Here is a 14,180-nt window from a genome sequence, read left to right on the forward strand (position 1 = left end):
AACACAGTTGACCGCTGTTCCAAACAGCTGCTTCCAATTCCCCCTATAGTTTGCTAATAATGATCAATTCATATACTCTGTTGCTACATTTCGGCCTACTATCCAACTAGACACAGAAAAAAGAAGACCTAACCATCCGTTAGTTGGCCTTCCTTGCTGTAAATGTTTTGAGAATCGTATTGGCTGTTTCTTCAACTGCGCGATTGGTCACATCAATGACTTCGCAGCCGACTTTTGTCGTAATCTCATTAAAATAGTCTATTTCTTGTTGAATACGTGCTATTTTCGCATAGTTTGCGTCATCTTTCAAGCCCAACGTTTCCAAACGCGCTTTTCGAATAGAGTTTAATTGATTTACTGATATATAAAGTCCGAAACATTTAGTTGGATCGATTGAGAATATCTCTGCTGGCGGATCGACTTCAGGGACAAGCGGCACATTAGCCACTTTATATCCTTTATTCGCCAGAAATTGTGACAGCGGTGTTTTGGATGTCCTCGATACACCGAGCAGTACAATATCTGCTTCCAATACACCGCGCATATCTCTTCCGTCGTCGTATTTTACCGCAAACTCAATAGCCTCGATTTTTTTGAAATAATGAGCATCCAACTGCCTGACCAAGCCTGGTTCCTCAAAGGGTTCTAGGCCTAACTGATTTCCAATTTCGTCGATAAGCGGTCCTAACAGATCTACGGACTTTACGTCCAATTCTTCACAAAGAATACGCAAATGATCGCGCATTGACTCTTTGACTAAAGTAAAGACAATCAAAGCTTGCTGTTGTTTAGCTAAAAACACAATTTCCTCTAACTGTGAATTCTCCTCAATATAGGAGAATCTCTTTATGGAAACGCTCTCCAAATCATGCCGGAATTGACTAGCAGCCGCCTTCGTAACAAGGCCAGCTGTTTCCCCGACAGAATCAGAGACGATGAATAATGTAAAATTCGGCATACCGTCACTCCTCATAAGTCATGATCTTCCGCTAATGAAAGAAATGCGGCTGTTATATTGGTCTTTGTAATCCGCCCGATTACTTCCAATCCGCCCTCTTTCTCATTGATGATTGGCAATGAATCAATTTGACTGTCCATCATTTTTTTTGCTACTGAAATGAGGGTATCCTGCTTCCTGCAATACATAATATTCGGCATTCTTGTCATGATGACATGCACAGGAATTTTATCTAATTCCGTTCTTCCGATACTTGTCCGCAACAAATCTTTTCTGGATAGTACACCTGTCAATAAGGATTGCTGATCCACTACGAAAAGGGTTCCGACATCCTCCAGAAACAATTGGCAGATCGCATCATAAACTGATAGATTCTCCGTGATCACGACCGGTCTTGATTGAAAATCCGCCGCTGTCATATCTACCATACCGTCCGCTACCGATTGAATAGGTTTTTTGCCAGAATAGAAGTAACCCACACGCGGTCGTGCATCCAAATAACCCGCCATCGTCAAAATTGCTAAGTCAGGTCGGATAGTTGCACGCGCTAAGTGTAGACGCTCAGCTATTTGCTCTCCTGTAATCGGTCCGTTTTCTTTGACGATGTCAAGGATTTCATTTTGACGTGTATTTAATTCCAAACATGTCACCGCCTTCACACTTCAAAGTAGTATTTACTAACCAATTATATAACAAGACGCTCACTATTGCGAAGAAAGGAGAACCATGCTAAACTAATTTTGAATGAAGTAAGCGAAGAACGGTCAATAAGTAGTGTAAAGATGAGCGAACAGGGACAGTGAGAGCCTGTACTACACGAAGACGGCAGCCGGGAGTTGAACCATTCATTATGAAAGTGGGTTGAAAAACCAATCGGGGTGGAACCGCGGGTCATCATGCACTCGTCCCCGGACATGTCTATGTCCGGAGACGAGTGCTTATTTTAATTGGAGGGATTTATAATGTTATCTATGGAACAAGTAGTGAATCTTTCAAAGCAACGGGGTTTTGTGTTCCCAGGCTCTGAAATCTATGGCGGTTTGGCGAACACATGGGATTACGGTCCGCTCGGCGTTGAGTTGAAGAACAACATCAAACGTGCTTGGTGGCAAAAATTTATTCAGGAATCGCCTTATAACGTAGGGCTGGATTCAGCCATCTTGATGAACCCGAAAGTTTGGGAAGCATCTGGTCATATCGGGAACTTCAATGATCCAATGATCGACTGTAAAAAATGTAAGACGCGTCACCGTGCGGATAAATTAATCGAAGAAGCATTAGATGCCAAAGGGATTGAACTCGTAGTTGACGGCTTGCCATTTGAAAAGATGTTCGAACTAATCCAAGAACACGGCATCGTGTGCCCGACTTGCGGTGCGATGGACTATACAGAAATCCGTCAATTTAACTTAATGTTCAAGACGAGTCAAGGAGTGACGGATTCATCCGCAAACCAAATTTTCCTTCGTCCTGAAACAGCACAAGGAATCTTCGTCAACTTTAAAAACGTTCAACGTTCGATGAGAAAGAAAGTACCATTTGGAATTGCGCAAGTCGGTAAAAGTTTCCGTAATGAAATCACGCCGGGTAACTTCACGTTCCGTACGCGTGAATTTGAACAAATGGAACTGGAATTCTTCTGTAAGCCTGGTGAAGATGAGCATTGGTATGGATACTGGCGCGACCAATCCAAGAACCTATTGTTGAACCTTGGATTGAAAGAAGAGAATATCCGTCTTCGCGAGCATAATGAAGACGAACTTTCCCACTACTCTAAAGGAACTGTAGATATCGAATATAAATTCCCGTTTGGCTGGGGAGAGCTTTGGGGTATTGCCAACCGTACGGACTTCGATTTGAAGCGCCATATGGAATATTCAGGCGAAGACTTCCACTACCAAGATCCTGTAACGAATGAAAAATACGTTCCTTACTGCATCGAGCCTTCTGTTGGTGCAGACCGTGTTACACTAGCTTTCTTATGTGACGCATTTGACCAAGAAGAGTTGGAAGACGGCGATACACGTACAGTGTTGCGTTTCCACCCGGCACTTGCTCCTATTAAAGCTGCGATCTTGCCATTATCTAAAAAGCTTGCAGACGATGCAGATAAAGTGTATACGGAACTGGCGAAGCATTTCCCAGTACAGTATGACGATTCCCAATCAATCGGCCGTCGCTACCGTCGCCAAGATGAAATTGGAACTCCTTTCTGTATCACATACGATTTTGATTCATTAGAAGATCAGCAAGTGACTGTCCGTCACCGCGATTCTATGGAACAAGAGCGTATGCCAATTGCAGACGTTAAAGCATATATTGAAAAACATCTACAATTTTAATTTTAAAAACCCGGAGAATCGGCATTAGCCTTCATTCTCCGGGTTTTCTTTTGGTTTTTGTAATTCTGGTGTCCGTTCCAACTGCTCGATAAATTTTCTGGATTTCAAGTAAATCCCCACTTGTTCATGATAAATCGTCGAGACCAGTTTCTGCATAAAGGTTTTCGTCGGTTTCTTTAATTCCAGCTTACCGATCTGATCCAATGGCACATTATAAAACATCCGAATCAACTTGATCTGAGTCGGAGACAAGCGAATAATGTATGGATCCACTCCAAAACAACGATGACAAAGAAAGCCGATTTGCTGAAATGAAAAAGCAAACTCCCCTTCCGTCGCCCCGCAATTGGCGCATTCATGAAGGATGGGGTGAATACCAGCGATGGGCAGCATCTTCCATTGAACAAATAACGAAATTGCCTCTGCATCATAACCCTCTTCCATGGCATGGAACGCCTCTTCCAACAGTCGAAAAATCCCTGCATTCGGTTGCTCCGATTCGGTTAAGCGATCGATCAACTCAACGACCAGTCCCGCATATGTAGTTGTCTCCAGGTCGGCGCGAATATGCCGTACACTGCTGATCAACTCACCTTGTTCAAGAGATCCCATTCCCCTGCTTGCCCGTATCATAAAAAAACCATGTGTGAACGTTTGCGTAATGGCAGCTAGTCGACTCGCCGGCTTTTTCGCACCTCTTGCCATCGCGGTTATTTTACCTGCCTCTTTTGAATAAATCGTTACGATTTTATTTGTTTCACCGTAAGGGATGCTCTTTATAATAAATCCTTCCACTTTGTTTAACAAAGTGCTCTCCCCCAATCAAACATACTGGATAGATGAAGAATTAATAATCTTCCTCATTGAATCCAAATTCTTTTAGGCGGCTTGGTCGATTGCGCCAGTCTTTCTGAACTTTTACCCATAATTCAAGAAATACTTTTTCTCCAAGCAGCATCTCAATATCTTTTCGTGCTTTCGTTCCAATTTCTTTTAGCAATTTACCGCCTTTGCCAATGACAATCCCTTTTTGTGAATCTCTTTCCACTATAATCGTAGCTCGTATATGCGTCTTTCCAGTGGATGTATCCTGTTCAATGCTTTCAATGGCCACCGCAATGGAGTGAGGAATTTCTTCACGTGTCGTATGCAGCACCTTTTCCCGAATCATTTCTGAAATGATAAAGCGCTCAGGATGGTCGGTTACTTGGTCGGCAGCATAATATTGAGGACCTTCCGGCAAATAACTTTCCAGCGTTTCCACTAAACGTTCAATATTATTGCCGTTTAAAGCTGAAATCGGAACGACTTCAGCAAACTTCAGTTCATCTGTGTACGTCGTGATGATCTCGAGTAATTGATCGGGATGCACAAGGTCGATTTTATTAATGACCAGGAATACAGGAGTCTCGGACTTTTCAAGCCATTCCATAATAAAGCGATCCCCTGTACCGATCTTTTCATCTGCATTCACCATGAACATGATGACATCTACTTCACTCAATGTACTGCGCGTCACTTTCAGCATGAAATCGCCTAGACGGTGCTTTGGTTTGTGGACGCCTGGCGTATCGATGAAAATCATTTGGGATGTGTCACTTGTCACAATGCCCTGTACTTTATTTCGCGTTGTTTGCGGCTTATCACTCATGATGGCGATTTTTTGACCGACCATCCGATTGATGAATGTCGATTTCCCGACATTCGGACGACCAATTATTGAAACAAAGCCTGATTTGAATGGTTTATCGTTCTTCTGCATAGTCTAAATCCTCCTTAGAAAAAGCGCCTGGCAATAGTTCTGCAACGGTCGTCTCTTGAACGTCTCCTTTAAGATTCGTTAGATAGACCGGCATGCCCGGTGCGCAAAACTCCGCGATCACTTGACGGCATGAGCCACACGGTGCAATCGGTCCTTCTGTATCCCCGATAACAGTAAGCGACTTGAAAGATTTAACGCCTTCAGAGATTGCTTTAAAAATCGCTGTCCGCTCTGCACAATTCGTAAGTCCGTAAGCAGAGTTTTCGATATTACACCCTCGGAAAATCGTACCGTCCTCTGTTTCTAAGGCAGCACCCACCGGAAACTTAGAATACGGGACATATGCAGTTTTCATTGCTGATTCTGCTTCGTTTTTCAGTTGTTCAAATTTCATCTAGTTCACTCCAATTCATATAATTCAGCCAAACCATTTCGGAAAAAAGATCAAACAGCCAATGACTGCACTGGCGATAGCGAAAATCAGTACCGACCCAGCCGCGATATCTTTGGCCTTTTTTGCTAGTGGATGGTATTCCTTTGTTACGAGATCTACGACGTACTCAACAGCAGTATTCATCAATTCCAATGCCAGCATTCCGCTGATCAATAAAAGAACAATCAGCCATTCGGTCATAGAAAGACCAGTGAACCAGCCAGCAAGGATGACGATGATGGCTGACAGGGCATGAGATTTCATGTTGCGTCCATTGACGAAACCGTCTCTCATCCCTTCCCACGCATAGACAAAAGATTTGAAAAATCTTTTCATCTGATCACTGTCGCTCCAAGCCAAAAGAAGTTAAGATTTCTGTTTGTCTTCCGAACATCTCTTTTTCATCATCCTCTTCAATGTGATCATATCCGAGTAAATGAAGAAATCCATGTAACGCCAAAAACCCTAATTCTCGTTGAAAGGTATGATTGTATTCAACCGCTTGGCGTTGCGCCGTTTCAATAGAGATGATGATATCACCAAGCACAACTGGCATATCTCCTTCATGTACGATCGCCACTTCCCCTTCAGACAGTTCTTCTAAGGCAAATGAAATGACATCGGTCGGTTTATCCTTGCCTCGAAATTCTGCATTTACTGCTTGGATCGCATCATCATCCATAAAAGTGATTGAAAGCTCGTATAAACCTTCCAAATCTTCCATTTTCGCTGCGTGATTCAATAGATCGGTAATTAACACTTCCGACGTTTCGTCAACTGCATCTGTATCATCTTGAAAATAAAAGTCTATCATTGCCCATACTCCTTTTTTAATCCGGATATTCGATTCGATTATGGAAAATTCCATTCAAAGTCTCACATATCACTTTTTTCACCTGTTTGATTTCTTTCATCGATAATTCGCATTCTTCAAATTGATCATCTTCAACTTTTGACCGAACGATCGCTTCGACGAGTGCCGCAATCTTATCGGGTGTCGGCTCTTTCATGGAACGTACCGCTGCTTCTACACTATCCGCAATCATAATAACAGCGATTTCCTTCGTTTGCGGCTTTGGACCCGGATATCTGAATTGATCCTCCGCCACATCTGAACCTTGTTCTTTCGCTTTTACATAGAAAAACTTCAGTAAGCTTGTTCCGTGGTGCTGCCTGGCAATCGCTATTAACTCTGCAGGCATATGATGCTTCTCCAATATTTTCGCACCATCTTCAGCGTGAGCTATAATCATATCACGACTTTTCTCAGGTGGCAGGGAATCATGTAAATTCTGTCCGGCATGCTGATTTTCAATAAAGAAACCAGGGTGAACCGTTTTCCCGATATCATGATAATAACTCCCTACGCGTGCAAGCAAGCCATTCGCTCCTATCGACTCACATGCAGCGTCTGCCAAATTCGCAACCATCACACTATGATGATACGTTCCTGGCGTCTCCACTAAAATTTTCTTCAGTAACGGATGGTTTGGATTCGACAACTCAACCAACCGCATGTTGGAAAGCAATTGAAAGCCAGATTCGAAAAACGGCAATAGTCCGATCGTCAACGCACCTGACAGTACTCCTGATGAAACCGCTGCTACTGCATAAAAAGTCAGCTCCGGTAATGTATAACTAGTTTGTGTCATTAACAGATAAAATATGATGAAGATCGTATTAGAAGCCGCGACTGCAAGACTCGATTGTAAAATCGTTGAGCGCCTGCCATGTGCGCTGAGAACATATATGCTGACGATCCCACCAAATAAAATATACAAAGCGACTTCCATCTGCAAGATGGCGGCAATGCCTTCCTGCAGCATAATGCCCGCGGTTGCTGCGGTTATAATTACAGATAGTATGGCCGTTCGCTCATTAATCAGCAGCTTGATCAACATAGGCGCCAGCGCAGTCGGAAATAAAAACGCAATTTGCACGTCAAATTCATTATCGATATAACTGATGATCTTCATGAGGACAACAACTGCGAAAATTATGACATAAAACATCAATACAGCTTTCTTTTTGAACTGATTATTTTCTGACCATGTAGAAAAATGAATCCCAATCAGGCTTGAGATAAAGAGTACGAATAACCCAATCCCTAAGATTGGTTTAATAGATGACTGATTTGTCAGGACACCCGCTAATTTCAATTGTTGATAAATATCACGATCAATCAACTGCCCTTCGCGTACAATGACTTGTCCTTGAAGAATACGAATCGGCTCAATCGACTCACGCGCATCGGCTTTATTTTTTTCAGTCAGTTCTTCATCTATCACTTCTGTTTCTACAACAGCCGTTCGACCTAAGGACAACGCCACGTCCAGTAATCCACTTGGTAATATACTAGATTGACGAATCTGTCTTTCCACTTCATATCGATGGGTGGATAATTGGTCAGCCTTGAAAGGTTTGGACAGCTCTTCACCAATAATCGTAAGCAGTTGCTCATGCAGATTGTCTATTTCAGTCTGATCGGATGTCAATAATTGTTTCAATTGGTCATCTGATAAGCGTAAAAAAGATTGTTCTTTCTCCAATCCTTCCAGCTTTCCCCTGAGAAGTTTCAGTTTCTTACCGGCCGTCATACCAGTCTCTTTGTTTTCTTCCATTTTCACTTCGCTGACAGCAGTGAAAATCGAACTGATAATGGCTTGTCTATTTTTCATGATATCTTCTGAAAAACGATAGGAAGCCGGGACCGCTTGCTCAGCTCGAACACGTTCAAGTTCGGTTTTCTCAGTATCTTCAATCGTCTTCGGTGATCGTATCGTTTTTGGAGAGATCTCATATGCTGAGATTTCATAGGTTTCATTTGTACTGTTGCCATACATTAATACGAATAAAAGGATACTGGAAAGACTAATGACAACGAGCAATAGGAATGTAAACTTCACCTTCCTCATTTGTGAAAATAACCCCTTTAAGTCCGCCAAATTTCTTGCCCCCCTCGACAATTTTTGCCGCCTTGCCTTATGTATATATATATTTAATTCATAAAAAAGCAGTCATTTACTGGATGACTTAGACCGCTTAATGAATGGAGACCGATAATGAAAATCATACGTTGTACTAGTAAATACAGCTATGTTAGCCATTATACCTTATTAGAGGGTCAAACTGCATTTATTTTCCTGACACTGAAAATCTGAGGATGAGATTAACTATTGGTTGCTTAGCCTAATTCATTACTCAATTCTAAATTTAGAAGTATTTCAAGCGATCCCGACCTTTACGAGAGCCTGTGAATAGAAATCCAAATGAACTTCTCTTCACTTTTTAGCAGACGCTTAAACAATCCGTACTATAAACCGAAAACCCTCAAGCCTTTAGTATAAAGGCTTGAGGGTTATTCAGCAGTCATCAGTTCGATTTCTGTTCTTTGTCATATGCATCAATGATTTTTGCTACAATCGGATGCCGTACAACATCCCCTTGTTCCAAGTAAATGAATTCGATGTCTTGTACTTTCTTCAATATGTGTTCCGCTACATTTAAGCCGGAGTCCACGCCGCGCGGCAGGTCAATCTGTGTTTTATCTCCGGTGATCACCATCTTCGAACCAAAACCGAGACGAGTCAAAAACATTTTCATTTGCGCTTTTGTGGTATTTTGAGCTTCATCCAAAATAACGAATGCGTCATCGAGTGTCCTGCCTCGCATATAAGCCAGCGGAGCGATCTCAATCACGCCTCGCTCAATTAGACGCTCTGTATGCTCTGCCCCCAGTATATCGTGGAGTGCATCGTACAGTGGCCGCAAGTATGGGTCCACTTTTTCTTTTAAATCTCCTGGTAGGAAACCTAGGCTTTCTCCTGCTTCTACGGCAGGACGAGTCAGAATAATACGTTTCACTGAGCCTGTTTTCATTGCCTGCACTGCCATGACGACTGCAAGATAGGTCTTCCCCGTTCCAGCCGGGCCAATACAGAAAACCAGGTCTCTTGAGCGGATCGATTGTACATACTCCCGTTGGCCAATTGTTTTCGCACGAATCACTTTACCTTTAGTATTGCGTGCGATTTCCTCATCATATAAAGATGAGAAATATTCAATTGTACCGTTTTTCGCCATTTCAATCGCGGTGGCAACATCACGCAAATTGATGTTGATGCCTTTACGAATTACTTTCAATAACTGTTCCAGCAGTGCTTTCGCTGCTTCACTTTGCTCGATTTCCCCGCTGATCGATATTGTTTCTCCTCTTGTTCTAATGGAGATATTCAATTCTTCTTCAATTAAATTCATATTTTGATCGGAAATTCCAAGAAGCATAATCGCTTCATTCGGTTCTTCAATATGCAGTTGAATGATTTGTTCGCTCAATATATTCAGTCTCCTTGAGTTATCGGTCGTTTTTCAGCAATGTTTTCATTAATCAAAAATAAAAGAGTCCCACTAACTTTATCATTAGTGAACGATACATGTAAAATGTTTTCCTCTTTAATTACAAGTTCATTCGTCTTCTTTGATAATAGATCGTGCTTCAAAAGCGGAAGAATAACGGTCTCCTCCATTCCTTTTTCTAAACGGACAGTATGAATCGGATCCTCCCGTGACTCTTTGAAAAGTATTGGGTTTCTGAAACGAAAAACCCCTTCTTTACTTTCAAGCCATGGAGTTCTCCAATTAATATTGACTTGTTCTTCGCCTTGCGTTGAATACTTGACGGTTCGCGGTAATTCAAAATGATATTCTAACCAATAATCCGCAAAAACTTCTCCATCCGCTCCTACAACTGTCGTCTTCTCTCCTTGTTCCAGAATACCTGTAGCGAGCATATCTCCCTTTTTTACAGTTTGGTGAACAATACTCGCACGCTCACCTCTCGTCAACGCAAAGTGAGTGATCACCCCTCCTGTTTTAGCTACTAAATGAGATGGTTTTTCTTTTTTATCTTCTTTCACTTCAGCAGATAACGGAGCCAACATAGGTGAAACAATTAAAGAAGTCCCCATTTTCTTAAAGCGGATCCACGACAAGGAAGACTCGTCTTGCATGAGCAGTCGGCGAATCTCATCCTCTTCAGGTAACTTGGAGAGAAGAGATGGAACCCTAATATTCGCTTTTTCCATTTTCAGCTCCATGCGTTCAGCTAATTCAGGAACCTCACTCTCTACTTCAATGTTCCACAAAAACAAGGAAGCACAGAGGGGTAGCATACACCCGATGATAAATAGAAAAGATGAGAAAAGCCGATAATTGACGGTGTCGTTTCCTATATGTGAAACTTTCACTTTCACATGATACTTTTTTCTGAAACGACGAATCGTTTGAATCCCTTTACTGTCTGTTTCAAAATACACGGAACGTCCTGCCACATACAAATTTTTTATTTTGACTTGCTCTACTTGCAATTTTCCAAGGAATGAAGATGTTCCACCAACTGCAGTCAATTGAACCTCAAAACGTTTAGGACTCATACATCGGCCCCTCATTGGGTTTATATCGAATTGATAAATCTTTCAGCTCTATGATGGAAATATGGGCATTTTGTTCAGTTAATGCAAGTACAGTCACTTCTTCACCTTGGATCGTTAAAAAAAAGTCGTCTGTTTGAAAGGACACGGATTGTTCGCTTAACGCCTTCAATTGGTAGAAGCCCGTAATCCGTAATGAATTGAATTCATCTAAAATAATAGATGGATGAAGTGCGAATAATTTTTTCACGAAAAAACCCCCTATCTCAACATATGACGGAGATGGGGGTCGCATGATTACCGTTTTGCTTTCGGTGGTCCTAAAATTTCCGAATACACAATTCCCTGCAGGACCTGTTGCGGAGTTGTCGGGATTAAATCTTCTTGTAAGATACGATGGTCTTCCTGAATGACCGATTGTCGTTCCGTCTGGAGTCTTCCTCTTCCGGATTGACGTTCAGATCTCGGTACAGAAACCGGCTTTGCAGCTCGTTCAGGACGTTTGTTTTCAACCTTAGGCTCCGGGTAGAAGATTTCCGTTTGCGGCGCCTGAGTCTTCTGTGGAGCTTCTGGTTGCTGAGTTTCTTGCTGCAACTCTTTGAACTCTTTCTGGATATCTTCAAAAAGATCTTTTGATAGATCTTTCAATGTGCGCGGCTTATTCGTCGGTTCCGCCTTCGTGCGCTGCGGTTCCTTTCTCGCCGGCTCATATACCGTCTGCGTATGAACAGGTTTTTGTTCGCTAGGCCTTTTCTTCGGTTCAGGCTTTTCTTTCTTTTTACTGAACAGGGAGCCTAACGCCGCCATGATTACCAAAATAATGAGCTGTTCCATTATGCATCCCCTTCCCGGGAATTCATTGTTTTACTTTAGTCTTTCTTCTGTTGCGGTGGCTGCTGGTCTCCGCCAACTTTGCTGATGGAGTCACGCATGCCTGTATCCGCTTGGATGTTCTTGTAGTTCATATAATCCATAATACCGATGTTTCCTGAACGCAGTGCTTCCGCCATTGCCAAAGGCACTTCGGATTCTGCACCCACCACTTTCGCGCGCATCTCCTGTGTTTTCGCCTTCATCTCTTGCTCATTGGCAACAGCCATTGCGCGACGTTCTTCAGCTTTCGCTTGGGCGATATTTTTATCTGCCATTGCTTGTTCCGTTTGAAGTTCGGCACCGATATTTTTACCGATATCTACGTCCGCAATATCAATGGATAAGATTTCGAAAGCAGTTCCGGAATCCAACCCTTTCGTAAGGACCGTCTGAGAAATCATGTCTGGATTTTCCAGCACTTTGGCATGGTTGACGGAAGAACCAATCGTACTGACAATCCCTTCACCGACACGGGCAACAACCGTTTCTTCACCGGCCCCCCCGACGAGTCGGTCTATATTGGCACGAACCGTAATCCGGGCTTTCGCCTTCACTTCAATACCGTTCATCGCAACACCTGCAATGAATGGTGTTTCAATAACTTTCGGGTTAACGGACATTTGAACTGCTTCCAACACATCTCGTCCCGCCAAGTCAATCGCTTGTGCTCTTTCAAATGTCAGCGCGATATTCGCCCGTTGTGCTGCGATTAACGCATTCACGACACGGTCTACGTTACCGCCCGCCAAGTAATGGCTCTCCAGTTGATTGATCGTTACAGTCAAACCCGCTTTATGTGCTTTGATCAGCGGATTAACGACTCTGCTCGGGATTACCCGACGCAAACGCATCCCGATTAATGTGAAAATACTTACTCGTACCCCTGCCGCCATGGCGGAAATCCATAGCGTCACAGGAACAAATGTAAAGAATATCGCTAATACGATAATGATGATAAAGACTGCTGCTACCAGTCCTATTGTTCCTAGTCCCATCATAAGCCTTGTTCCTCCTCATTCTTCTTTTCTCTAACAACGATTCTAAAGCCTTCCACCGCCACGATCACTACTTCTTTATTACGATCAATATAGCGCCCTTCCGATACAACATCAATCCGCTCGCCATCTAAATCAGCGACACCGGATGGACGAAGAGGGGTAAGCGTTGTCGCAACTTTCTGCAATAGATCCGTACGGTTCTCGTTGGATACATAACCGTTTTCCGTATCCATCGTATCCATTAGAATGATTTTATTCAACAGATGAAGTTTTTTTCCGAAGAATTTCATAATAACCACCGCTCCTATACTCGCCACGGCCATCGCAATCAGCACTGAAACCGCCATGAATGCCAAGTTTGTGCCTGCCAGCAAAATACTTCCTATGATAGCCAAGACTCCGAAGATTCCCGCTATCCCACCTGCAATAAAAAATTCGGCGATGATGAGTCCTACACCCAAAAGGAACAAGATCAAGGTCTCATAACCCGCCAGACCAGCCACTGTATGACCGTAGAAAAATAAGAATAAGGCAGTCAGCCCCATACTTCCCGGTACACCAAAGCCTGGTGAGTACAATTCCACAATCAGTCCAAGACTCGCAACAGAAAGTAAAATCGGGACAACTATCGGATTCGTAATGAACCGAGCCGCTTTTTCCGAAAATGTTTCTGTCGTAGAAATGACTGTTGCCTCTTCCAAGTCCAGCTTCTGCAACAATTCATCAAATGTTGCAACCGTCCCCTCACTATAATCTACTTTCTCAGCTTCATCTGCAGTGAGTGTCAACAGTTCACCTTTAGGGGCACGAAGCTCCGGCATGTCAATTTCCGGATTGGCCATCGCGAGAGCATACTTAGGTTTTCGGTCGTTGTGCAACGCAGCATTTTTCATTTGTGCAAGCCAGTAACTGTTGGCTTTCGTTTCTGCTGCATTTCCGGATCCATCGATGACTTGAGCAGCACCTATGGAACCATTTGGCGTCATGTAGATTTCATCCGCATAGAGTGCCAAGAACGCACCTGCTGATAATGCCCGATCATTAATGAATGCGACGATTTTGGCGTCAGTCGATGTCATTAGCTTCGCGATTTGATCCGCAGCATCCACAAATCCGCCGGGAGTATCTATATCCAATACAATCGTCTCTGCACCTTCGTCAGCCGCTTCTTTAAATGAACGTTGCAGGAATGCATGCAGTCCCTTCTCTACCTCTTGATGGAGCGGCACCCGATATACTTTCTTTTCAGCTGCATCCGCCGTGTGTATAAAAGGCAAAGCGATTGTTCCGATGAATAAAATGAGCAGAAAAATAGACCTAATCATTTTAGTCATTGTTTTCTCACCTCTCTCTACTGCCTATTATACTAACTATTTACGTTTGAA

General features: G+C 43.0%; 15 protein-coding genes. 1 reads left to right on the plus strand and 14 read right to left on the minus strand.

Going from position 1 to position 14,180, the window contains the following annotated elements:
- Positions 1-139: 139 nt before the first annotated feature.
- Together H7J92_RS00870 and ccpN are read right to left on the minus strand one after the other, a co-directional pair.
- The gene (locus tag H7J92_RS00870) at positions 140-958 is read right to left on the minus strand and encodes a pyruvate, water dikinase regulatory protein (RefSeq protein WP_040758127.1); all 819 of its coding nucleotides are present in this window, start codon (positions 956-958) and stop codon (positions 140-142) included.
- An 11-nt stretch (positions 959-969) separates the two neighbouring features.
- A complete protein-coding gene (gene ccpN, locus H7J92_RS00875) occupies positions 970-1,608 on the minus strand; it encodes a transcriptional regulator CcpN (protein WP_040758128.1) in 639 nt (212 codons plus the stop codon).
- A 312-nt stretch (positions 1,609-1,920) separates the two neighbouring features.
- Here ccpN and H7J92_RS00880 point away from each other — a divergent pair, with 312 nt between their 5' ends.
- Positions 1,921-3,300, plus strand: a complete 1,380-nt coding sequence (locus H7J92_RS00880; protein WP_009496879.1) for a glycine--tRNA ligase — start codon at positions 1,921-1,923, stop codon at positions 3,298-3,300.
- Positions 3,301-3,324: 24 nt separating this feature from the next.
- Here the strand turns inward: H7J92_RS00880 and recO are convergent, their stop codons facing one another.
- The 12 genes from recO to H7J92_RS00940 form a co-directional block, all read right to left on the minus strand.
- Positions 3,325-4,107, minus strand: a complete 783-nt coding sequence (gene recO / locus H7J92_RS00885; protein WP_221835030.1) for a DNA repair protein RecO — start codon at positions 4,105-4,107, stop codon at positions 3,325-3,327.
- A gap of 40 nt (positions 4,108-4,147) precedes the next feature.
- Complete coding sequence (gene era, locus H7J92_RS00890; protein WP_009496883.1) at positions 4,148-5,062, minus strand: GTPase Era; 915 nt, start codon at positions 5,060-5,062, stop codon at positions 4,148-4,150.
- Positions 5,046-5,456, minus strand: a complete 411-nt coding sequence (locus H7J92_RS00895) for a cytidine deaminase (protein ID WP_009496885.1) — start codon at positions 5,454-5,456, stop codon at positions 5,046-5,048. The genes era and H7J92_RS00895 overlap by 17 nt, the downstream gene beginning before the upstream one ends.
- 24 nt (positions 5,457-5,480) lie before the next feature.
- Entirely contained in the window at positions 5,481-5,831 is a 351-nt protein-coding gene (locus H7J92_RS00900; protein WP_009496887.1) for a diacylglycerol kinase family protein, read from the minus strand.
- A 4-nt stretch (positions 5,832-5,835) separates the two neighbouring features.
- On the minus strand, positions 5,836-6,309 hold the full coding sequence (ybeY, locus tag H7J92_RS00905) for an rRNA maturation RNase YbeY (protein ID WP_425441319.1): 474 nt from the start codon (positions 6,307-6,309) through the stop codon (positions 5,836-5,838).
- Positions 6,310-6,325: 16 nt separating this feature from the next.
- Positions 6,326-8,410, minus strand: a complete 2,085-nt coding sequence (locus H7J92_RS00910) for an HD family phosphohydrolase (RefSeq protein WP_221835075.1) — start codon at positions 8,408-8,410, stop codon at positions 6,326-6,328.
- 457 nt (positions 8,411-8,867) lie between these two features.
- Positions 8,868-9,830, minus strand: a complete 963-nt coding sequence (locus H7J92_RS00915) for a PhoH family protein (protein ID WP_009496893.1) — start codon at positions 9,828-9,830, stop codon at positions 8,868-8,870.
- Between the two features lie 5 nt (positions 9,831-9,835).
- The gene (locus tag H7J92_RS00920) at positions 9,836-10,927 is read right to left on the minus strand and encodes a sporulation protein YqfD (RefSeq protein WP_221835031.1); all 1,092 of its coding nucleotides are present in this window, start codon (positions 10,925-10,927) and stop codon (positions 9,836-9,838) included.
- Entirely contained in the window at positions 10,917-11,174 is a 258-nt protein-coding gene (locus H7J92_RS00925) for a YabP/YqfC family sporulation protein (protein WP_040758131.1), read from the minus strand. Before H7J92_RS00925 ends, H7J92_RS00920 begins: the two co-directional genes overlap by 11 nt.
- A gap of 47 nt (positions 11,175-11,221) precedes the next feature.
- The gene (locus tag H7J92_RS00930; protein WP_009496899.1) at positions 11,222-11,758 is read right to left on the minus strand and encodes a hypothetical protein; all 537 of its coding nucleotides are present in this window, start codon (positions 11,756-11,758) and stop codon (positions 11,222-11,224) included.
- 35 nt (positions 11,759-11,793) lie between these two features.
- Positions 11,794-12,792 (minus strand): flotillin-like protein FloA, encoded by a 999-nt coding sequence (gene floA / locus H7J92_RS00935; RefSeq protein ID WP_040758796.1) that lies wholly within the window; start codon positions 12,790-12,792, stop codon positions 11,794-11,796.
- The gene (locus H7J92_RS00940) at positions 12,792-14,129 is read right to left on the minus strand and encodes an NfeD family protein (protein WP_009496903.1); all 1,338 of its coding nucleotides are present in this window, start codon (positions 14,127-14,129) and stop codon (positions 12,792-12,794) included. Before H7J92_RS00940 ends, floA begins: the two co-directional genes overlap by 1 nt.
- Positions 14,130-14,180 lie beyond the last annotated feature (51 nt).

This window comes from Sporosarcina aquimarina (genome assembly GCF_019748715.1).
Lineage (GTDB): Bacteria > Bacillota > Bacilli > Bacillales_A > Planococcaceae > Sporosarcina > Sporosarcina newyorkensis.